Raw genomic sequence first — 21,302 nt, forward strand, 5'->3', positions numbered from 1 at the left:
CAGGCCCCCCGGGCACGTGCTCAGGCGAGGTAGCCGCGGCGGCGGTGCTCGAGCGCGCGGATCAGGGCCCGTCTGACCTGGCCGAACCGCTGCTCGTCACATGTCTCGAAAAGCAATGTGGGCCGACTGCGGTAGTCGGCCCACATCTGGAAGGTCGCCGGCCAGCGCCGGCAGCTCCAGACCATGACGCCTAAGGCGGCCGCCGCGGTGAGCGCGGCGATGGCCCAGGCCGCCGGCGCGCTGAAGACGAACGGCACCACCGCCGAGATGGCGAGCGTGGCACAGCCGGCGGCGATGGCGGTGCGCGTGGGAGACGTGACCGGCCCGCGGGCGCGTGTCAGGTCGTGCAGCTCGTCGATCAGGAACCGCTGGCCGCCGATGACCAGCCACTGGTCGGTCACGGCGACGCCGAACTGGTTGTAGAAGAGGGTGGGGAATCCGGGCGACCGGCCCGGACGGCTGAGGTGGTCGATGCTCATCGCGGCCTCCTTCGCTACACCTCACTATCCGATGCCAGGGGTCGGAAGGCAATAGTGCAATCTGCCAGGTGGCAGATAGCGAAATGGCTAGTGCCTTCCGGGTTCATGGTGAAGCCGTCGTGGTGTGCCGGGCGGGAGCGGCGGTCTGGACCGCGACGGACTAGAGGCTGTCCATTGCGCGATATATGCGCTGTTCGGAGATCGGGTACGCCGTGCCCAGGGCCTGCGCGAACAGGTTGATCCGCAGCTCCTCGATCATCCAGCGGATCTCGTGGAGCGCGTCGCTCGGCGGCACCTCCTGGCGCAGCTGCGCGTACTCCCGCTGGATCTCCTCGATCGCCCGGGTCTGCTGGAGGTCGCGCTGCGGGTTTTGTGGCAGCCGGTCGAGCCGGCGCTCGATCGCGGTGAGATAGCGGATCAGGTCCGGTAGTCGCCGCTGGCCGGTCGCGGTCACGAAGCCGCGGTAGACGAGCGCGGAGAGCTGGGCGCGGGCGTCCGTGAGCGAAGGCATGAGGTCGAGGCGCGTGGTCGCCTTCAGGCGCTGTTCCACCTGGTAGGCGGCGGCGAGCACCCGCCGTACCTGGCCGATCACGGCGATGAGCCCGTCGACGTAGCCGGCCCGCACCGCGTCACGCAGCTTCGCGAAGCCGTCCTCGTCCCACGCCGGGCCGCCCGCCTCCGCCATCAGCTGGTCGACGACCGCGCCCGCGGCGTCTTCGAGCAGGTCGGCCACGCTCTTGTGCGGGTTGCGGCTGAGCGCCAGCTTGTCCTCGTTGGACAGCCGGCCCTGCATCACCTTCGCGGGCGAGGCCAGGCCGAGGAGCAGCAGCCGGCGGGTGCCCGACCACATCGCGTAGCGCTGCTCGGCCTCCGTCTCGAAGACGCCGACGCCGACGCCGACCGCGTCACCCTCGTCGACCAGCGCCGGGTACGCGGTGACCGCGTACCCGGCACGCTCCTGCTGGACCGTGCGGGGCAGCGCGCCGAGGTCTCCCCACGCGCGCAGGCCGTGCCTCGTGATCCCGGGCGCCGCCGCGGTGACCGTCTCGCGGACGGTGGCCCGGAGCTGGGCCTGGAGCGCGCCGAGGTCTTTGCCCTCGGCGAGGGTGGCGCCGCTCTCGTCTTCGACCCGGAACGTCATCCGCAGGTGGTCCGGCACCTTCGACACGTCCCAGGCGTCGCGCGGCACCGGTGAGCCGGTCATCCGCCGCAGCTCCCGCTCCAGCGCGTCGAGCAGCGGCCCGTCCGGCGCCATCCGGTCGAGCGCGGCCCGCGCGTAGTCGGGCACCGGCACGAAGTTGCGCCGCACCGGCTTGGGCAGCGACCGGATCAGCGCCACCACAAGGTCTTCGCGCAAGCCCGGAACCTGCCGGTCGAAGCCTTCCGGGCGTACCCGGGAAAGGAGCGGGAGTGGAATGTGGACGGTGACGCCGTCGGCGCCGGTGCCCGGCTCGAACTGGTAGGTCAGCTTCAGCGCCAGCTGACCCTGGCGCCACTCGTCCGGGTAGTCGGCGGCATCGACGGCGCCGGCCCGCTCGTTGACGAGCATGGCCTTTTCGAACGTGAGCAGGTCGGGCTGGCTCTGGCGGGCCTTCTTCCACCAGCTGTCGAAGTGTCGGGCGGACACCACGTCGGCGGGGAGCCGCTGGTCGTAGAAGGCGAAGAGCGTCTCGTCGTCGACCAGGATGTCGCGGCGGCGGGCGCGGTGCTCAAGCTCTTCCACCTCGGCGAGCAGGTCGCGGTTTTCGCGGAAGAACGCGTGATGGGTCTCCCAGTCGCCCTCCACGAGCGCATGCCGGATGAACAGCTCACGGGACAGCGGCGGGTCGATCCGCCCGAAGTTCACCTTGCGGCCGGTGACCAGCGGTACGCCGTAGAGCGTGACCCGCTCGATCGCCATGACCGCGCCCTGTTTCTTCTCCCAGTGCGGCTCGCTGTAGCTGCGCTTGACGAGGTGGCCGGCGAGCCGCTCCACCCACTCCGGCTCCACCTTGGCCACGATGCGGGCCCACAGCCGCGACGTCTCCACCAGCTCGGCGGCCATCACCCACTGGGGTTGCTTCTTGAAGAGCGCCGAGCCCGGGAAGATGCCGAACTTGGCGCCGCGCGCGCCCAGGTACTCGTGCTTCTGTACGTTCTTCAGCCCGACGTGGGACAGCAGTCCACTGAGGAGCGACAGGTGGATCCGCTGGCCGTCGGCGGGCGGCGCCTTGGGTGGCTTGACCGCCTGGCGCAGCTGGCCGTACAGGTCCTGCCACTCGCGCACCCGGAGGTAGTTGAGGAACTCGTTGCGGCACATCCGGCGGAACTGGCTCGACGACAGTGCCTTCTGCTGCTCCTCGACGTACTTCCACAGGTTGAGGTAGGCGAGGAAGTCGGACTCCTTGTCGACGAACCGGGCGTGCTTTTCGTCGGCCGCCTGCTGGTGGTCGGTCGGTCGTTCACGTGGGTCCTGGATGGACAGTGCCGCGGCGATGACGAGCACCTCGTGTACGCAGCCGTTGCGCTCGGCCTCCAGCACCATGCGTCCCAGGCGTGGGTCGACCGGCAGCTGGGCGAGCCGGCGGCCGAGCTTGGTGAGCCGGTCGCCGTCGAGCGCGCCGAGCTCGTGCAGCAGGTCGACGCCGTCCTTGATGTTGCGGCGGTCCGGCGGCTCCACGAAGGGAAACTCGGCCATGTCGCCCAGCCCGAGCGCGCGCATCTGGAGGATGACCGAGGCGAGGTTGGTGCGCAGGATCTCCGGGTCGGTGAACTCGGGGCGGGACAGGAAGTCGTCTTCGGAGTAGAGCCGTACGCAGATGCCGTCGGAGGTGCGGCCGGAGCGGCCCTTGCGCTGGTTGGCCGAGGCCTGCGAGACCGGCTCGATCGGCAGCCGCTGCACCTTGAGCCGGTGGCTGTACCGCGAGATGCGCGCGGTGCCCGGGTCGACTACGTACTTGATGCCGGGCACGGTGAGTGAGGTCTCCGCGACGTTGGTGGCGAGCACGACGCGGCGCCCGGTATGCGGCTGGAACACGCGGTGCTGCTCCGCGGTGGACAGTCGCGCGTAGAGCGGCAGGATCTCCGTATGGCGAAGGTCGTGCTTGCGCAGCGCGTCGGCGGTGTCGCGGATCTCCCGCTCGCCGGAGAGGAAGACGAGGATGTCGCCCGGCCCCTCGGCGGACAGCTCGTCGACCGCGTCGAGGATCGCCTGGATCGGGTCCTGCTCGTCCTCCTGCGGGCGGTAGCGGACCTCGACCGGGTAGGTGCGGCCGGACACCTCGACGATGGGCGCGTTTCCGAAGTGCTTCGAGAAGCGCTCCGGATCGATCGTGGCCGACGTGATGATCACCTTGAGATCGGGCCGGCGGGGTAGCAGCCGCTTCAGGTACCCGAGAATGAAGTCGATGTTGAGGCTGCGCTCGTGCGCCTCGTCGATGATCAGCGTGTCGTACTGCCGCAGCATCCGGTCGTGCTGGATCTCGGCGAGCAGGATGCCGTCGGTCATCAGCTTGACCAGCGTGCCGTCGCTGACCCGGTCGGAGAAGCGCACCTTGTATCCGACGGCCGTGCCGAGCGGTGTGCCCAGCTCCTCCGCGATCCGGTCGGCGACCGTGCGGGCCGCGATCCGCCGCGGCTGGGTGTGACCGATCGCCCCCTCGACGCCCCGCCCCAGCTCAAGACAGATCTTGGGCAGCTGGGTGGTCTTGCCCGAGCCGGTCTCGCCGGCCACGATCACGACCTGGTGGTCGCGGATGGTCGCGAGGATCTCGTCTTTCTTCTGGCTGACCGGGAGCGCCTCGGGGTAGCTGATCTCCGGCACGCTCGCCCTGCTCTCGCGGCGAGCGGCAAGCCGCGTGTCCCGATCCATGTCCCGACAAGTTTATCCCGCCTGGCCAGCGGATTTTTCGCCGACGGGGCGCTGGCCAGGCGGGCTGGGGAGGGGGATCAGCTGATGTCGAAGAGGGGGCCGGTGATGGTCAGGCCGAGCTCGTCACCGGCGAACGAGATCAGCGCGAACAGCATGATCGCGGCGCCGGCCAGCGCGATGTCCTTCTGGAACTGCACCATCTCGCCCTGCCGCGCCTGCGCGTCGGTCTCCTTCCAGAACGCGTGCATGAGTATCGCCGTCGGCACCAGGAAGATCGCCAGCAGCAGCGCGCCGAGGTCCGCCCAGATCCCGAGCAGCACCATCAGCCCGCCGGCCGCGATGACCACGCCGCTGACGAGCGTGGCGGCGAATGCCTGCGGCACGCCCTTGCTGGACGCGTAGCCGGCCATGGCCTTCGTCTGGGTCAGGTGCCCCACCGCCGAACCGAGGAAGAGCGCCGAGAAGAGAATGCGCCCGATAAGTACGAGTATGTCCATGCCTACCTCCACTAACGGAGACGACTGTGACCAATCTCTTGACGGCTCAAGTATCCGCCCGTCAAGTACCCGGATCAAGCGATGACCATCGCTGGAATGGGTGATCAGGCCCGGTGGCCTCTTAGAGACATGTCGCGTTTGCGAAGCGCGCGGGCTAGTGACCTGGGCAGGGACGTGGTTGCAGACTTCCGCATGGCGCCCCCACAAAGGAGCAGCGGCCCTGTGCCGAAGGCAAGGCGGGTGGTCCTCGCGGTTACCGCCGCGGGGATCCCCTAGTCCGACCGCCGTCGCCCTTTTCGGGCTGACGCGCCCTTGAGGACATTTTGCCCGGGTCGGCGTCAGTTGCGGACCGCCGCTCCCGCCGGAGACCGCGGAGGTCGGCGGCTCGCCAGGGCTCGCCGAGATCCCCGACCCCCGCTGCCGGCTCCGCGGTCCAAGCCCGAAACCGCGCGCCGAGCTTGGGCAGCTGCTTGACCACCTCGGCCTGCCGGTCACCCCAGGCGCGGTGGTAGCGGCGACCGGATCGTCCGACCGCTGGTCGGTGGTGTGTCGCGGGTGCGTTTGCTCTGCTTCCGTATAGGAAGCGGCACAGTCTCAGCTATTCGCCGGGCTCGGGCGCTTCCTCGAGGGAAGCAGAGCAAATGCGCAGGCGCGCACACCCGGGACAAGGTGTAGATCCCGGTGTGGCTCGGATCGGCGGGTTCGGGCGGATCGTGGTCGTGAGCTGTACCCAGGGGTGCAGTCGTGTACCACGATTTGCTTGCGCGCCTCGGTCTTGCTTTTTGTGGGTGGAGCGTGACCAACGGCGTGGGGTGAGGCTGCGGGAGCAACGGTCGGGACCACGACGGGCGTCGCGGTAGCTCGCATCTGGTATCTAGGTTTGATCTTCACCAGGCCACGCGGGCCGACGCCATGTAGGCCGAAGCAAACCCGACACCGAAATGTCTCTAGTCCTGGCCGGCGGCCAGCGTCTCGAGGATCTCCAGGCCGAACTTGGCCAGCTTTGCCTCGCCGACGCCGCTGACCGTACTGAGCGCGTCGAGCGTGCGGGGCGACTCGACGGCGATCTGGCGGAGCGTCGCGTCGTGGAAGACGACGTAGGCCGGGACGCCGAGCTGCTGGGCGGTGACGGCACGCCAGCCGCGGAGCCGGTCGAAGATCGGCTTGGTCTCGGGCGTCAGCTCGGCGACGGCCGCGGCCTTGCTCTTCGACTTCGCGGCCCTGGCGGCCTTGGCGGTGGCGACCTTCTCGGGCTCGCGGCGGAGCTTGACCTCGCGCTGCTTGCTGAGCACGGCCTTGCTTGCCTCGGTGAGCGCGAGCGTGCCGTACTCGCCTTCGACCGTGAGCAGGCCCTGGGCCAGGAGCTGGCGCACCACCGCCCGCCACTCGCTCTCGCTCAGCTCGGTGCCGATGCCGAAGACGCTGAGCTGGTCGTGCCGCCACTGCGTGACCTTGTCGGTCTTTTTGCCCAACAGGATGTCGATCGACTGGGTGGCGCCGAAGCGCTGCCCCCGCTCGCGGTGCAGCCGAAGCACCGTGGAAAGCAGCTTTTGCGCGGCGATCGTGCCATCCCACGACTCCGGCGGCGCGAGGCATGTGTCGCAGTTGCCACAGGGGCCGCTCTGCTGCCCGAAGTACGCCAGGAGCTGCATCCGCCGGCACTCCACCGTTTCGCAGAGGGCCAGCATCGCGTCGAGGTGTGCGGCAAGGTTTCGCCGGTGGGCCAGGTCGCCCTCCGAGCCGTCGATCATCTTGCGCTGCTGCACGACGTCTTGCAGCCCGTACGCCAGCCAGGCGGTCGACGGGAGGCCGTCCCGGCCGGCGCGGCCGGTCTCCTGGTAGTACCCCTCGACCGACTTGGGCAGGTCGAGGTGGGCGACGAAGCGCACGTCGGGCTTGTCGATGCCCATGCCGAACGCGATCGTGGCGACCATGACCACCCCGTCTTCGCGCAGGAAGCGGGACTGGTTGGCCGCGCGGGTGCGCGCGTCGAGGCCGGCGTGGTAGGGCAGCGCGGTGATGCCGTTGTCGACGAGGAACTCGGCGATCTTCTCCACGGAGGCGCGGGAGAGGCAGTAGACGATGCCGGCGTCGCCCGCGTGCTCGGTGCGCAGCAGGTGGAGCAGCTGCTTGCGGGGCTCGTTTTTGGGGACGATCCGGTATTGGATGTTGGGCCGGTCGAAGCTGGCCACGAAGTGGCGGGCGCCCTCGAGCTGGAGGCGCTTGGCGATCTCGGCGTGGGTGGCGGTGGTGGCGGTGGCGGTGAGCGCTATGCGCGGCACGTCCGGCCACCGCTCGTGCAGCATCGACAGTGCGAGGTAGTCGGGGCGGAAGTCGTGGCCCCACTGCGACACGCAGTGCGCCTCGTCGATGGCGAAGAGCGCGATGTCGCCCCGGTCGAGCAGCCGCTGCACGCCGGGTGTGCCGAGCGCCTCCGGCGCCAGATAGATCAGGTCGAGGTCGCCGGCGAGGAACGTCGCCTCGACCGCGCGGCGGGTGTCGAAGTCGAGCGTCGAGTTGAGGAAGTCGGCCCGCACGCCGAGCGCGCGCAGCGCGTCGACCTGGTCCTGCATGAGCGCGATGAGCGGCGAGATCACCACGGCTGTGCCCCGGCGGACCAGGGCCGGGATCTGGTAGCACAGCGACTTGCCCCCACCGGTGGGCATGAGCACGAGCGCGTCGCCGCCCCCGCTCACGTGCTCGATGATCTCGTGCTGGTCGCCGCGGAACGAGTCGTATCCGAAGATCCGCCGGAGGACGCGGAGCGCCTCGGTTTCAAGATCTACAGCGGGAGCCACCCGCCGATTCTACGGGTGGCGCGGCCCGTTCAGGCCGCCGCGTCGTAGGCTTCCGCGAGCCATGCGCGGATATCGTCGTCTACCTCCTCCGGACGGGTGAGCTTGACGACGTTGATGGTGCGATCGGCGTTGACCCGGATCGTGCGGGCGATCCGCGGATGGTCGATGCGACGGTGGAGTGCCAACTCGAGCGAGAGACAGCGTGCTTTGGGACGGACCTCGGCGAGAGTGCGCCCGCGCTTCAGGAAAACGCCGACCGTGACGGCGTCGGCGTGTACATCGCCCAAAGTGGACAGAAAATCGACCAGCACGTCGTAGATTTCGCGATATGCCGGTGGCCAGGGTGCGAAGCACTCGTCAACCGTCATACCCGGAATGCACACATGCGACTGATGGGTCCGGCCGAACTCGCGGTCACATCGGGGGCAGACCCATCGGCTCATTCGCCTGATTCTAAATCGCGGCAGGGCCGAAGGGTTGATTGACACCTACCGCGCGTAACAGCAGGCTCACGCGTGGACGACCCTCAACATAGAGGAGGCGCAATGAGGACAGCACGATTGGCGACAGCCTGCGTGCTCACTCTGGTGGGTGCTTTGACACCCGCCATACCGGCAGGAGCTCAGGCGCCGTCGAAACCCGGCGGCGGAGTGGACAAGCTGGAGGTGTACGTCGGCACGCTCACGCCTCAGCAGCTCGAGACCACGCGGTCCGCCGGTGTGGACCTCGAGGAGGCGGCGGTCGCGACGGACAAGTCCGGCAACTCCGCCGTAGAAGTGGTGCTGAGTGGATACCAGGCGGCAAAGCTCGCGACCAAGGGCGTGAAGCTTTCGCCGAAGAAGGTGGAGGGCAAGACGGCCTCGCAGGCACTGCGCGCGCAGGCCGCGCAGGGCTGGGACGCCTTCCGCTCATACAGCGAGCCGGGTGGCATCCGTGACGAGGTCACGGCCACGGCGGCCCGCTTCCCCAAGATCGCCAAGCTCGTGACGATCGGCAAGTCGCTCAACGGCCAGCCGATCCTCGCCGTCAAGGTCACCAAGGGCGCCCGCAACCTCCGCGACGGCCAGCGGCCCTCGACGCTGTACCTCGGCGCGCAGCACGCTCGCGAGTGGATCACGCCCGAGATGGTCCGCCGGCTGATGCACCACGTGCTCGACTCGTACGGCAAGGACGCCGAGATCACCGCGCTCGTCGACAAGACCGAGCTGTGGTTCCTGCCGGTGGCCAACCCGGACGGGTACGACTACACGTTCACCGAGGACAACCGGCTGTGGCGCAAGAACATGCGCGACAACGATGGTGATGGCAAGATCACCACACTCGACGGCGTCGACCCCAACCGCAACTTCGCGTACAAGTGGGGCTACGACAACGAGGGCTCCTCGACCGACTTCGCGAGCGACACGTTCCGTGGCACCGGGCCCAACTCGGAGCCGGAGACGCAGGCGCTCGACAGGTTCTTCCGCCGGGTCGGCTTCGAGTTCTTCATCAACTACCACTCCGCCGCCGAGCTGCTGCTCTACGGCCTGGGTTGGCAGCAGGCCACCCCGACCCCCGACGACGAGATCTACAAGGCGATGGCCGGCGACGACGCCAACCCGGCGGTGCCCGGCTACGACCCCGACATCTCGGCCGAGCTCTACATCACCAACGGCGACACCGACACGCACATGACGATCAACTACGGCACGCTCGGCTTCACGCCCGAGATGTCGACCTGCGAGACCGTCTCCGCGTCGGTGCCGGATGACGAGTGGGAGCCGGAAGACTGCGTCAGCACGTTCATCTTCCCGGACGACGAGGAGCTGATCGCCACCGAGGTCGCGAAGAACATCCCGTTCGCGCTGGCGGTCGGCAAGTCCGCGCTCGACCCGGACGACCCGGTCTCGGTCGTCGGCCGCACCACCCCCGACTTCGTGATCGACCCGTTCGACGTGTCGTACGGGCGGAACCAGCCGGTCGCCACGATCGCCCGCCGGGCGCTCAAGGACGTCCACATGCACTACACCATCAACGGCGGCCGCCCCAAGACGGTCGACGTCCGGGAGTGGAAGGGCGGCGAGAAGTACGGCGGCACCCACGACGACTACTACGCCGAACTGCGCGGCAAGGTGACCGGCGCCAAGCCGGGTGACCGGGTCGAGGTGTGGTTCACCGGCCGCAAGGCCAAGAAGGGTGTCGTCGCCAGCGACCACTTCACGTACACGGTCAACAGCGACATCGGCGGCCAGGTCCTCGTGCTCGCCGAAGAGGACGTGACGGGCCTCAGCCCGGTGCAGGCCGGCTTCACCTCCGCCAAGTACGCGGACGAACACGTCGCCGCGATCAACAAGGCGGGCTACACGACCGACGTCTACGACTTCGACACCCAGGGCCGCAAGGCACCCCACCACCTCGGCGTGCTCTCGCACTACAAGGCGGTGGTCTGGGAGACCGGCGACGACGTGATCCAGCGGTCGCAGGGTCAGGTGCCGGGCACGACCACCAAGGCCGCGCTCGACACCGAACTCGCCGTGCGCGACTACCTCAACGAGGGTGGCAAGGCGCTCGTCGGCGGGCAGAACGCGCTGTTCGCCCAGGGAGCCAACGGTGCGTACTTCTACAACCCGGCCGCGCCGCCCGAGTGCACCGACCCGGACGACCTGGCCTGCCTGCCGCTGGTCAACGACTTCCCGCAGTACTGGCTGGGCGCGCACACGTACGTCAGCGACGGCGGCACGTCACCGGACGGCTCGACGTACCCGATCAACGGCCGCGGGCCGCTCGCCGGCTGGACCGGCACGCTCAACGCCCCGGGCTCGGCGGAAAACCAGGCGCACACCGCCTCGTTCCTGCCGACGTCCAGCTTCCTGCCGCCCGCGGAGTTCCCGCAGTTCCGCAGCGAGATCGCGGGTGACTGGGATCGGCCGGGCGCGGCACCGTTCGACCCGCTGACCGGCGCCTGGTACGTCTACAGTGGCCAGTCCGACCAGTCGTACAAGCGGCTGACGCGCACGGTCGACCTGACCGGCGCGACGAGCGGCGAGCTGCGGTTCGGCGCCTCGTACGACACCGAGGCGGAGTGGGACTTCCTCCTCGTCGAGGCGCACACCGTCGGGGCGGACGACTGGACGACTCTGCCGGACCGCAACGGCCACACGGGCACCGAGACCGGCGAGAGCTGCAACTCGGGCTGGGTGCCGCAGCTGCACCCGTTCCTCGCCCACTACCAGGGCGCGGACTGCTCCCCGACCGGCACGACCGGCGTGTGGAACGCGGCCAGCGGCCCGTCCGGCGGCTGGGTCGAGTGGTCGGTCGACCTCACCGCGTACGCGGGCAAGCAGGTCGAGATCTCCATCTCGTACGTCTCCGACTGGTCCACCCAGGGCTTGGGCGTGTTCATCGACGACGCGCGCGTCCTCGCCGACGGCGCACCGGTCGCGGAGACCTCGTTCGAGGCGGACCTCGGCGGTTGGACGGTGGCCGGCCCCGCGCCGGGCTCCGACCCCAACGGCAACGACTGGAGCCGCACCCAGACGGCGTTCGACGAGGGCGGCATCGTCGTCACTCCCGACACCGTCTACACGGGATTCGGCTTGGAGGGCCTCGCACCGGCCGTCCGTGACGACCTGGTGAAGCGGTCGCTCGACCACCTGCTGTAGCTCCACAGTGGATGCGAGGGCCCGTGCCGCACGTGCGGCACGGGCCCTTCGCCGCTTCAGGCCAGGATCAGGCTCCGCGCCTCCGCGGCCACCTGGTTGGCGGCGCCGTCGAGGTTGCTGAGCACGACGACCGTCCAGCCGGCGTCGGGATACCAGCTGAAGTTGGTGGAGACGCCGGGTGCGCCGCCGGAGTGCCCGAGCACCCATCGGCCGTTCACGAGCGAGCCGACCGTGAGGTAGTTGCTGAAGCCCATACGCCCGTCACCGCCGCCGGGCATGGGCGGCAACGGCAGCTTGGGGCTGGTGGACAGGTCGGCGTGGACGCGGTCGAGCAGCCTGCCGCCCAGCAGCGCCGCCACGATCCGGGCCATGTCGCCGGCCGTGGCGAACGAACCGCCCGCCGGACTGCCGACGAAGCCGTGCCGCTCGATCTGGTCGCTGCCGTCCCGCAGGTACGGGTGGGCGAAGCGGGGATCGGTCCGCCACCGAGGCGTGGTGTAGAAGTCGGAGCCGGTGGTGCCCGAGACCCGAAGGATGCCCTCGCGTACTTGGTCGTAGTACGACCGCCCCGATGCCGCCGCGACGACCGCGCCCAGCGTGACGAAGCCGGTGTTGCTGTATCGCTGGCCCGCCCCCGGCGCGAAGGCGAGCGTGTCCCGGCGGGCATACCGCAGCGTGCCCTGCCACGCCTTCTCGACGGTGTCCCACGCCGGCAGCTCGTCCCAGAAGCCCTCGATCTGGAGGTAGTCGCCCAGCCCCGACGTGTGCGTCAGCAGGTGGTGGACCGTGACGGTGCCGGCCACGTCGTCCCGGAAGCCGTCGAGATGCTTGCCCACCGTGTCCGTGTACGCGAGCTTTCCCCGCTGGACGAGCTGGGCGATCGCCACGCTGGTGAGGAACTTGGTCACCGAGGCGAGCGAGAAGATCGTGCCGGGCCGGTTGGGGACGGAGCGCGCCCGGTCCGCCATCCCGTATCCCCGCTCCAGCACCGTACGGCCCTGGTGTACCAGCGCGACGCTCCCGGAAAACGCGTCTTCGGCGGTCAGCCCTCGTACGTACTGGTCGAACGCGCCGCCGGGGCGCAGCTCGGTGGGAATCACGGGCGCGCCGGCCGCGGCCCGATCCGCACCAACCAGCACCGCTCCGCCGGCCGCGACGCCCGCCGCGGCGCCAGCCGCGGTGAGAAACGCGCGCCGCCCGATGCTCTCATTCATAGCCATGGCTCCGGATACAACCCGAGCCCCTGTTACGCCGGCGTCATCGCGGACCGAAACGCCCAGGTAACAGGCTCTGCCGTAGATCAGGCGGAGACGGTGAGCACCCGGACGGCGGCGGCGCCAAGCTCGTCGGACTCGGCCAGGTCGACCTCGGCGGTGATGGCCCAGTCGTGGTGCCCGGCCGGGTCGTCGAGGATCTGGCGCACCGTCCAGCGGTCGCGGCCTTGGTCGATCATCAGCAGCGCGGGGCCGCGGGCGTCGGGGCCGGTGCCGATGTCGGTGTGCTCGGCGAAGTAGGGCTCCAGCGCGTCCTCCCACGCCTCGGCGTCCCAACCGGCCTCGGCATCCAGCGCGCCCAGCTCGTCCCAGCGGCGGAGGGCGGCGAGCTCGACGCGGCGGAAGAGGGCGTTGCGAACCAGGACGCGGAAGGCGCGGGTGTTGCGGGTGACCGCGGGCGGGCGCTCGTCGACCGGGGCCTCGGCGGCCGTGCCGTCGATGCCGCCGCGCAGCCGCTCCCACTCGTCGAGGAGGCTGGAGTCGACCTGGCGGACCAGCTCGCCGAGCCACTCGACGAGGTCGATCAGCTCTTCGGTCTTGGCCTCGTCGGGGACGGTCTGGCGCAGCGCCTTGTACGCGTCCGCGAGGTAGCGCAGCACGAGCCCTTCGGAGCGGGAAAGGCCGTAGAAGGCCACGTACTCGGTGAAGGTCATGGCCCGCTCGTACATGTCGCGGGCCACCGACTTCGGCGACAGCTCGTGGTCGGCGACCCAGGGGTGGCCCTTCCGGTACGCCTCGAAGCCCACCTCCAGCAGGTCGGCCAGCGGCTTGGGGTGGGTCACGTCTTCGAGCAGCTCGAGCCGCGCCTCGTACTCGATGCCGTCGGCCTTCATCGCGGCAACCGCCTCGCCGCGGGCCTTGAACTGCTGTGCGGAGAGCACCTGCCGAGGATTGTCCAAGATGGACTCGATGACCGAGAGCACGTCGAGGGCGTACGTCGGGGCGTCGCGGTCGAGCAGCTCGATGGCCGCCAGCGCGAACGGTGACAGCGGCTGGTTGAGTGCGAAGTCGAGCTTCAGGTCGACCGCCAGGCGGATCGGCGCGCGAGTCACCACGCCGGCGGCGAGCAGCTCGCGGTACATCGCGATGGCCCGCCGGATGTGGCGGCGCCGCGTGGCCGGCTCGTCGTGGTTGTCGGTGAGCAGGTGGCGCATCGCGGCGAACGCGTCGCCGGGTCGGCCGATGACGTTGAGCAGCATCGAGTGGCTGACCGCGAAGCTCGACGTGAGCGGCTCCGGCTCGGCCTCGACGAGCCGGTCGAAGGTCGGCTTGCCCCAGCCGATCGAGCCCTCCGGCGGCTTTTTGCGCACAACCTTGCGGCGCTTCTTCGGGTCGTCACCGGCCTTGGCGAGCGCCTTCTCGTTGTCGATGACGTGCTCGGGCGCCTGCACGACGACGTTGCCCACCGTGTCGAACCCGGCCCGCCCGGCGCGGCCCGCGATCTGGTGGAACTCGCGCGCCTTGAGCAGCCGGGTCTTCGTGCCGTCGTACTTGCTCAGCGCGGTGAAGAGCACTGTCCTGATTGGAACGTTGATGCCCACGCCGAGCGTGTCGGTGCCGCAGATCACCTTGAGCAGCCCAGCCTGCGCCAGCGTCTCCACCAGCCGGCGGTAGCGGGGAAGCATGCCCGCGTGGTGCACGCCGATGCCGTGGCGCACGAGGCGCGACAGGGTCTTGCCGAAGCCGGCGGTGAAGCGGAAGCTGCCGATGGCGGCGGCGATGGCGTCTTTCTCCGCGCGGGTGGCGAGGTTGACGCTCATCAGCGCCTGCGCGCGCTCCAGCGCGGCCACCTGGGTGAAGTGGACGATGTACACCGGCGCCTGGTGGGTGGTGAGCAGCTCTTCGATCGTCTCGTGGAGCGGCGTGGTGACGTACGAGAAGAAGAGTGGGACCGGCCGCGCGCCCGAGCGGACGACGGCGGTGGGCCGGCCGGTGCGGCGGGTCAGGTCCTTCTCGAAGAAGGAGACGTCGCCGAGCGTCGCGGACATCAGCACGAACTGCGCCTGCGGCAGCTCGAGCAGCGGCACCTGCCACGCCCAGCCGCGATCGGGCTCGGCGTAGAAGTGGAACTCGTCCATCACGACCAGGCCGACGTCGGCCTGGTCGCCTTCGCGTAGCGCGATGTTGGCGAGGATCTCGGCGGTGCAGCAGATGATCGGCGCGTCTTCGTTGACGCTGGCGTCGCCGGTGAGCATGCCGACGTTGTCCGCGCCGAAGGCCTCGCAGAGCGCGAAGAACTTCTCCGAGACGAGCGCCTTGATGGGCGCGGTGTAGAAGGTGGTGCGGCCGGTGGCGAGCGCGGCGAAGTGCGCGCCGAGCGCCACCAGGCTCTTGCCCGAGCCGGTCGGGGTGCTGAGGATCACGTTGGCGCCCGAGACGATCTCGATCAGCGCCTCTTCCTGGTGTGGGTAGAGGGCGAGCCCGTGGTCGTCGGCCCAGGTGGCGAACGCGTCGAACGTCGCGTCGGGGCCCGGGTCGTCGCGCGGGACGAGGTCGGTGAGCGTCATAACCCACCTATGGTGTCAGAGCCACCCGCGCTCGCGCGCCTGCCATCCCAGCTGGAGGCGGGAACGGGAGTGGGTCAGCTCCATCAGGTGCTGCACACGGCGGACGATCGTACGCCGGCTCACGCCCAGTCGGGCAGCGGCCGCCTCGTCGGTGAGCCCGGCCACGAGCAGCGACAGCAGTTGGCGGTCGGCGGCGGTCAGGCCGGCGTCGGCGGTCGGCTCGTCGTCGTCGCCGAGTGCGAGCGGTGTGGCAACCGCCCAGATGGTCTCAAACAGGGCGATCAACGCGTCCAGCAGCCCGCAGGGGTGTACCAGCAGGGCCGCGTCGTGTGCCGAGGTGGCGTACGCGAGGGGGAGCAGCGCCAGCTCGCGGTCGGCGATCGCCAGCTTGGTCGGCAGCACCTCGACGAGCCGGGCCTGCTCACCGGCCCGCAGGTGGGTCGCGGCGGCCGCGGCCACGCCCGGGTCGGCGAGCGCCGTCGCGTCGTACACGGCGCGGTAGCTGACGCCGGCCGCCTCGCGGTCGAGCTGGGTGCGGTTGACCCCGGTGGGCTTCGCGTACGGCGGCGCGACGAGCACCCGCATCTCCTTGCGCGCCGTTCGCTGCACCCGGTCGAACGCACGCCCCACCGCCGCCCGGCCGGAGACGATCTCGATCAGCTCCTCGGTGCTCCGGTCGGCCACCAGGTGCTCGGCCTCGTCGGCGAGGCGGAGCGCGGCCTCGCGGGTGCGCTCCAGCTCCTCCATGCGGCGCCGCACCAGCTGCTCCACGGCGAGGTCGGGCGGCACCGGCACCACCCGCTCCTGCGGTGGCGGCGTGCGGTGGACCAGGCCCTTGCGCTGGAGGCCGGCGACCGCGCGGCGGGTGCCCGCGGCGCTGAGGCCGATGCGGTCGGCGAGCTGGGGGAGCGGGGCGCTGCCCTGGCGCACCAGGGACAGATACGTGGACTCCTCCGCTGCGCTCAGCCCGGCGGCCTGGAGCACGATCACATCCCTCGTTGACGCATCTGCGACATGGCGCAGCTGCGCTGACCGTAGATCCTTTACCGCCTGGATGACAAGTGTGAGGCTGGTCGCGGCCACCGAACGGACCGGCCGGGGTCGAGCCCCCCTCTGGCGTACGCCACCTCGGCCCCAGCCACCGGTCGCCTGAGCAAGCAGTCAGCAGACCGTCCACACTGGCCGTTCGTCGTCTGGGCTCCGCCGCTCATCGCCTTTCCAGGGCCGCTCGGCGCACGGTTCCTACGCTCCGACCGCAGCGGTTATGCTGCTTTCAAATCCGTGCTCATCGATGGTATTCGTGCTCCTACTCAGGGGGCGGCCCATGGGCAGTGGAACACCGCCGGGACCCAGCCGCATCGCGGTGTGTTCCGTCGACCAACTCCGCCGCGACGCGGTGGCGGCATACCTCGGCACGCTGCCGGACTTCACCCTCGTGGGGCAGGCCGCCGGCTGTGCCGAGTTGATCCCGCTCACCGAGTCGCAGCGGCCCGACATCGCGCTCATCGACGGCGGGCCGCGGCCGGGCGAGCACCTGCCCGCGATCCGCGTGCTCCGCGAGCGGTTTCCGGGCATCGCGGCGGTGGTTGTGTACGAGCGGCTGTCGAGCCACGACTTCGCCGCGCTCGGCGACGTGGGTCTGGCGGCCGTCGTGCCGTACACGCACGGCCTCGGAGGCCTTCTCGCCGTGCTCCGCGCGCTGCCGGCCGGCACCTGGCAGACCGCGAACGGCGCGGCGCTCACCAGTCGCCAGCGCGAGATCCTCCTGCTGCTGCGCTCGGGGCACCACGTCGGCGAGATCGCGGACCTGCTGGCGATCAGCGCGGGCACCGTGGAAAACCACCGGCGCCGGGTGTACGCGAAGCTCGGCGTGCCACCGCCACCCGTCGCCGCGCGGCCGCCGGCGCCGCCGAGCCACCCGGACGAGGAGCCGCCCCCTCCCACGGGACGCCCGGTGCTGGCGGTGGCGGTGGGCAACCCCGGACCGGTGCTCGACCTCGTCGTCACCACGCTCATCGCCCACCGGCTCGCGGTCGTCCGCGAACACGGACCGGAGGCGGTCGCACAGGTGCACTGGCTCCGTACGCACCGCGGGCCGGTGATCCGGGTGCTCGTCAACCCGACCGTCGACCAGTGGCAGGCCGGCGCGGCTCTCGGCTGGTCGGCCGTAATGGTGCACGACCACCCGATCGACCGGCGCGGCATGGCGGAGGCGGTGGCGCACGGGATCCTCGGGCTGGTGCCTTCGAGCGAGGTGGCGCAGCAGCTCGTGCCGGTGCTCAACCTCGTCGCCGCCGGCTATCTGGTGCTCGACCCGCCGTCGACCGGGCACTTCACCGACACGCTGACCGCCCGCTCGGGGAAGGCGCCTTCGGCCGAGCCCGCGCCGCGGGAAAACCCGGCCGGGCCGCTTTTCCGGATGCCCACCGTGGCGTTTACATAGGACTGTCTACTGTGGCCGCCGAAACGAGAGGTCGAAGATCTCCCGGCCGGCCTCGACACCGCGCTGCTCGAACTTCGTGACCGGGCGCTCGGCCAGGCGCGGCGCGAACCCCTCGTGCTCGTTGACCAGCGCTGAGTCGGCGCTCAGGGTTTCGAGCATGACCTCGGCGTACTCGGCCCAGTCGGTCGCGCACCGCAGCCGGCCGCCGGGCGCGAGCCGCGACCGTAGCAGCGCCACGTGGTCGGGCTGAAAGAGCCGGCGCTTGTGGTGGCGGGCCTTGGGCCACGGGTCGGGGAAGAAGGCGTGCACCGCGCTCAGGCTTTCCGGCGCGAGCATGTGGCGCAGCAGCGTGATCGCGTCGCCGAGGCCGACCCGCACGTTGGTCAGCCCGCGCTCCTCGACCACGGCGAGCAGGTTGGCCACGCCGGGGGTGTGCACGTCGACGGCGAGGTAGTCACGGCCCGGGTCGGCGGCGGCCATCGCGATCGTCGCCTCACCCATGCCGGAGCCGATCTCCAGCACGACCGGCGCCCGCCGCCCGAACAGCTCGTCGAGGTCGAGACGGCTCGCCGGCGTCTCGGGGATGGTGACGCCCCAGAGAGGCCAGAGCCGGGTGAGCGCGTCGGCGTGGCGCCCGGTCATCCGCCCCCGGCGCGGGTGGAACGTCCGCACGCGGGCGGGATGAGCGAGAGAAGTCATAACGCGCCCAAGGATACGGCGGCGCCGGGCGCCCGGCGCCGCCGCCTTTGATCACGGGCGGGTCAGGCGACCGCCGTCCACATGGCGGCGAAGGCGGCGGCCTCGCCGGTCAGCCAGCGCTCGACCTCCTCCGGCTTGGTCGCCGGGTCGGGGCGGTGGATCTCGCCGCGGCGGACGTCTACCACCACGGGGGTGGCGTGCGGGAGGACCTGGTGCATGTGGCGGGACATCAGGTGGAGCGTGGCCAGCAGGGCCTCGTCGGCCGGCGGGTCGGGGTCGAAGTGCAGGCGGACCGCCTCGGCCCGACCGTCGTCGTAGCGCAGGCCCAGGTGCGGATTGACCTTGATGGAGAGGCCGCCGAGCACGCCGAGCGCGTCGCGGGTCTGTGCCACGCCGACGGCCGCCGGATCGCCGAGCGAACCAAGGTAGGCGAGGGCGCCGGGGGTGAGCGCCTCGTAGAGCGGGCGCCAGCGCGGTCGGACCAGGTCGACGGCGGCCGCGAGCTGCGCTCCGCCGGTGCGGAACTGAATGTCGGCCTTGAGCGCCTTGACCAGCGTGCCGTGCGGGTTGAAGCCGGAGCCGGACTCGCGCTGGCGGCGCAGACCGGAGACGAAGGTGGCCTTGCGAGGGCCGGTGCGCCCGACATAACGGGTGAACGCGAGCAAGGTGGCGTAGGGGGGAGGGGCGCCGGTCACAGCAGTCTCCTAACCGAAAGTGACGAGCCGTGTTCGTACACACATACTAATCCGACGGTACGACAAACTTAGTTCCTGAACCGGTTGAGTTGCCATGTATCTACATGCTTCAATGCGACCCATGTGGAGAAGATCCCTGCTCGCCGGCCTGCTGGCCGTCGGAGCAGCCATCGCCGGTCAGCAGGTCCTGACCGCCCCGGAGGCCAGTGCGGCCGCCCCGGTGCGCGTCATGCCCCTCGGCGACTCGATCACCGGCTCGCCGGGCTGCTGGCGCGCCATCCTGTGGAACCGGCTTCAGAGCGCCGGCCTCACCGACGTCGACTTCGTCGGCACGCTCCCGCCACAGGGCTGCGGCGTGGCGCACGACGGAGACAACGAGGGCCACGGTGGCTTCCTGGCAACCAACGTCGCCGACCAGAACCAGCTGGTGGGCTGGCTCGCCGCCACCCGGCCCGACGTCGTGATGATGCACTTCGGCACCAACGACGTCTGGAGCAACCGCCCCAACGACGTCATCCTGGCCGCGTTCTCGAAGCTCGTCGACCAGATGCGGGCCAGCAACGCGAACATGCGGATCCTGGTCGCGAAGATCATCCCGATGGGCACCAGCCAGTGCGCCGAGTGCGGGCAGCGGGTCGTCTCGTTCAACAACGCGATCCCGGCCTGGGCCGCGAGCAAGACCACCAGCCAGTCGCCGATCACCGTGGTCGACCAGTGGACCGGCTTCGACACCGCCACCGACACCTACGACGGGGTACACCCGAACGCGAGCGGCGACCAGAAGATGTCGGACAAGTGGTACCCGGCGCTCGCGGCCGCCCTGGGTGGCGTGACCCCGACGACCGCCCCGCCGACGACCGCCCCGCCGACGACCGCGCCGCCCACGACCGGGCCCCCGACGACCGCGCCGCCGACCACCGGACCGCCGCCGGGCAGCGGGTGCGGCGCGACCTACCGGGGCGTCGGCCAGTGGCCGGGTGGCTTCCAGGGTGAGGTGACCGTGCGCAACAACGGCACCGCGGCCACTCGCGGGTGGCGGGTCGTGTTGACCTTCGCGAACGGGCAGCAGGTCAACCAGATGTGGGGCGGCTCGTACACGCAGAGCGGGTCCACTGTGACCGTCACGAACGCCGGCTACAACGGCGCGGTCGGCCCGAACGCCTCGGTCACCTTCGGCTTCATCGCCAGCTGGAACGGTTCCCACACGGCACCCACGCTCACCTGCACCGCGACGTAAAAGATCAATCGGCGGCGCCGCGTCCTCCCGATGGTGACTTGAAGGTCTACCCGATCACGGGGAGAATCTGACCATGGGAGGACGCGGCGCCATCGCAGCGGCCGCCGCCGTCGTGGCCGTGGTCCTGTCCACCGCGGCGCCCGCACGGGCCGCCGCGGTGTATGTCGAGCTCAACCCGGCGACCGTCCAGGCTGGATATCTCGTGGGCATCCGCGCGAGCTGCGACGACAACACCAAACCGGCCACTGTGGAGTCCGACGCGTTCGGCGAGGTCAAGGTCTACCCGCAGTTCGACGTGCTGACCGCGGCGGTCACGGTGCCCGCCGACAAGGACCCCCGCCGCTACAACGTGCGGCTGACCTGCGACGGCGGCGGGTCAGCCACCGCCCGGCTCAACGTGCTCGACGGCGGGCGGCCGAGCGAGGGGCCGGCCACCGGCTTCGGTGGCATGGCCGACGACGGCTCGGGCGGCCTGCTCGTCGGCGGGGGCATGGTCGCGATCGTCGCCGGCGCGCTGCTCGGGGTGTATACGCTGCGCCGCCGCCGCGCGGAGACGACCTGAGCGATGGCCGCCACCCGGTTCACCGGTCCGGTCGCCATCGTGGTCGCGATCGCCGGTGTGCTCGCGGTCGGCGCCGGCCTGACCGAAGACACCGGCCTCTGGGCGGCCCTGTCCGGTGACTCCAAGCCGCCGCCGCGCGAGTTTCCGCTGCTGGAGCCGAGCCGGCCGATCCGCATCGTGATCCCGTCGATCGACGTGAAGGCGCCGGTGCACGGCGTCGGCCTGGCCGACGACGGCTCGATCTCGGTGCCCTCGGTGCACCGGCACAACGAGGCCGGCTGGTACGACCGCGGGCCGACGCCGGGCGAGTTCGGCCCGGCCGTCCTCGTCGGGCACGCCGACACCAAGGACGGCCCGTCCATCTTCTTCTCGCTGCCCAAGCTCAAGCCCGGCGCCAAGATCGAGATCACCCGCCGGGATCGCTCGATAGCGATCTTCGAGGTCAACTCGGTGGAGCGCTTCGGCAAGTCCAAGCTCCCCGCCGACCGGGTCTACGGCGACTACAGCCGGCCCGGTCTCCGCCTCATCACCTGCGGCGGTCGGTGGATCGGCGGGAGCATCGGTTACCAGGACAACATCGTGGCGTTCGCGTCGCTCGTGGAGACCAAGAACCCATGATA

The 21,302-nt window shown here is 70.3% G+C and carries 15 protein-coding genes; 5 read left to right on the forward strand and 10 right to left on the reverse strand.

Going from position 1 to position 21,302, the window contains the following annotated elements:
* Positions 1 to 20 precede the first annotated feature (20 nt).
* The 5 genes from AC5L36_RS19085 to AC5L36_RS19105 all read right to left on the reverse strand — a co-directional run bounded on the left by AC5L36_RS19085 (position 21) and on the right by AC5L36_RS19105 (position 7,992).
* Positions 21 to 479 (reverse strand): DUF6232 family protein, encoded by a 459-nt coding sequence (locus AC5L36_RS19085; RefSeq protein WP_441217916.1) that lies wholly within the window; start codon positions 477 to 479, stop codon positions 21 to 23.
* A 160-nt stretch (positions 480 to 639) separates the two neighbouring features.
* Positions 640 to 4,329, reverse strand: a complete 3,690-nt coding sequence (gene hrpA / locus AC5L36_RS19090) for an ATP-dependent RNA helicase HrpA (RefSeq protein ID WP_441217917.1) — start codon at positions 4,327 to 4,329, stop codon at positions 640 to 642.
* A gap of 77 nt (positions 4,330 to 4,406) precedes the next feature.
* A complete protein-coding gene (locus AC5L36_RS19095; protein WP_441217919.1) occupies positions 4,407 to 4,826 on the reverse strand; it encodes a DoxX family protein in 420 nt (139 codons plus the stop codon).
* A 947-nt stretch (positions 4,827 to 5,773) separates the two neighbouring features.
* A complete protein-coding gene (recQ, locus tag AC5L36_RS19100; protein WP_441217921.1) occupies positions 5,774 to 7,624 on the reverse strand; it encodes a DNA helicase RecQ in 1,851 nt (616 codons plus the stop codon).
* Between the two features lie 29 nt (positions 7,625 to 7,653).
* On the reverse strand, positions 7,654 to 7,992 hold the full coding sequence (locus AC5L36_RS19105) for a DUF5655 domain-containing protein (RefSeq protein WP_441217923.1): 339 nt from the start codon (positions 7,990 to 7,992) through the stop codon (positions 7,654 to 7,656).
* A gap of 177 nt (positions 7,993 to 8,169) precedes the next feature.
* Between AC5L36_RS19105 and AC5L36_RS19110 the strand changes: the two genes are divergently transcribed.
* Positions 8,170 to 11,265, forward strand: a complete 3,096-nt coding sequence (locus AC5L36_RS19110) for a M14 family metallopeptidase (protein WP_441217924.1) — start codon at positions 8,170 to 8,172, stop codon at positions 11,263 to 11,265.
* Between the two features lie 56 nt (positions 11,266 to 11,321).
* Here AC5L36_RS19110 and AC5L36_RS19115 read toward each other — a convergent pair whose 3' ends face one another.
* From AC5L36_RS19115 to AC5L36_RS19125, 3 genes are all read right to left on the reverse strand, one after another.
* A complete protein-coding gene (locus tag AC5L36_RS19115) occupies positions 11,322 to 12,479 on the reverse strand; it encodes a serine hydrolase domain-containing protein (protein ID WP_441217926.1) in 1,158 nt (385 codons plus the stop codon).
* An 86-nt stretch (positions 12,480 to 12,565) separates the two neighbouring features.
* On the reverse strand, positions 12,566 to 15,046 hold the full coding sequence (locus AC5L36_RS19120) for a DEAD/DEAH box helicase (RefSeq protein WP_441217928.1): 2,481 nt from the start codon (positions 15,044 to 15,046) through the stop codon (positions 12,566 to 12,568).
* A 15-nt stretch (positions 15,047 to 15,061) separates the two neighbouring features.
* Positions 15,062 to 16,036: a helix-turn-helix domain-containing protein gene (locus AC5L36_RS19125; protein WP_441217930.1), complete on the reverse strand. Its 975-nt coding sequence runs from the start codon at positions 16,034 to 16,036 to the stop codon at positions 15,062 to 15,064.
* A gap of 334 nt (positions 16,037 to 16,370) precedes the next feature.
* On the opposite strand from AC5L36_RS19125, the gene AC5L36_RS19130 reads away from it, so the two are divergent.
* Positions 16,371 to 17,489 (forward strand): response regulator transcription factor, encoded by a 1,119-nt coding sequence (locus AC5L36_RS19130; protein ID WP_441217932.1) that lies wholly within the window; start codon positions 16,371 to 16,373, stop codon positions 17,487 to 17,489.
* Between the two features lie 6 nt (positions 17,490 to 17,495).
* On the opposite strand, the gene trmB is transcribed toward AC5L36_RS19130, so the two are convergent.
* Entirely contained in the window at positions 17,496 to 18,188 is a 693-nt protein-coding gene (trmB, locus tag AC5L36_RS19135; RefSeq protein ID WP_441217934.1) for a tRNA (guanosine(46)-N7)-methyltransferase TrmB, read from the reverse strand.
* A gap of 62 nt (positions 18,189 to 18,250) precedes the next feature.
* Positions 18,251 to 18,883, reverse strand: a complete 633-nt coding sequence (locus AC5L36_RS19140) for a hypothetical protein (protein WP_441217936.1) — start codon at positions 18,881 to 18,883, stop codon at positions 18,251 to 18,253.
* A gap of 121 nt (positions 18,884 to 19,004) precedes the next feature.
* On the opposite strand from AC5L36_RS19140, the gene AC5L36_RS19145 reads away from it, so the two are divergent.
* The 3 genes from AC5L36_RS19145 to AC5L36_RS19155 all read left to right on the forward strand — a co-directional run bounded on the left by AC5L36_RS19145 (position 19,005) and on the right by AC5L36_RS19155 (position 21,300).
* Positions 19,005 to 20,120: a cellulose binding domain-containing protein gene (locus AC5L36_RS19145; RefSeq protein WP_441217938.1), complete on the forward strand. Its 1,116-nt coding sequence runs from the start codon at positions 19,005 to 19,007 to the stop codon at positions 20,118 to 20,120.
* Positions 20,121 to 20,193: 73 nt separating this feature from the next.
* Positions 20,194 to 20,682 (forward strand): hypothetical protein, encoded by a 489-nt coding sequence (locus tag AC5L36_RS19150; protein ID WP_441217940.1) that lies wholly within the window; start codon positions 20,194 to 20,196, stop codon positions 20,680 to 20,682.
* Positions 20,683 to 20,685: 3 nt separating this feature from the next.
* Entirely contained in the window at positions 20,686 to 21,300 is a 615-nt protein-coding gene (locus AC5L36_RS19155) for a class F sortase (protein ID WP_441217942.1), read from the forward strand.
* Positions 21,301 to 21,302: the final 2 nt, after the last annotated feature.

The organism is Phytohabitans sp. LZ39 (assembly GCF_059359075.1).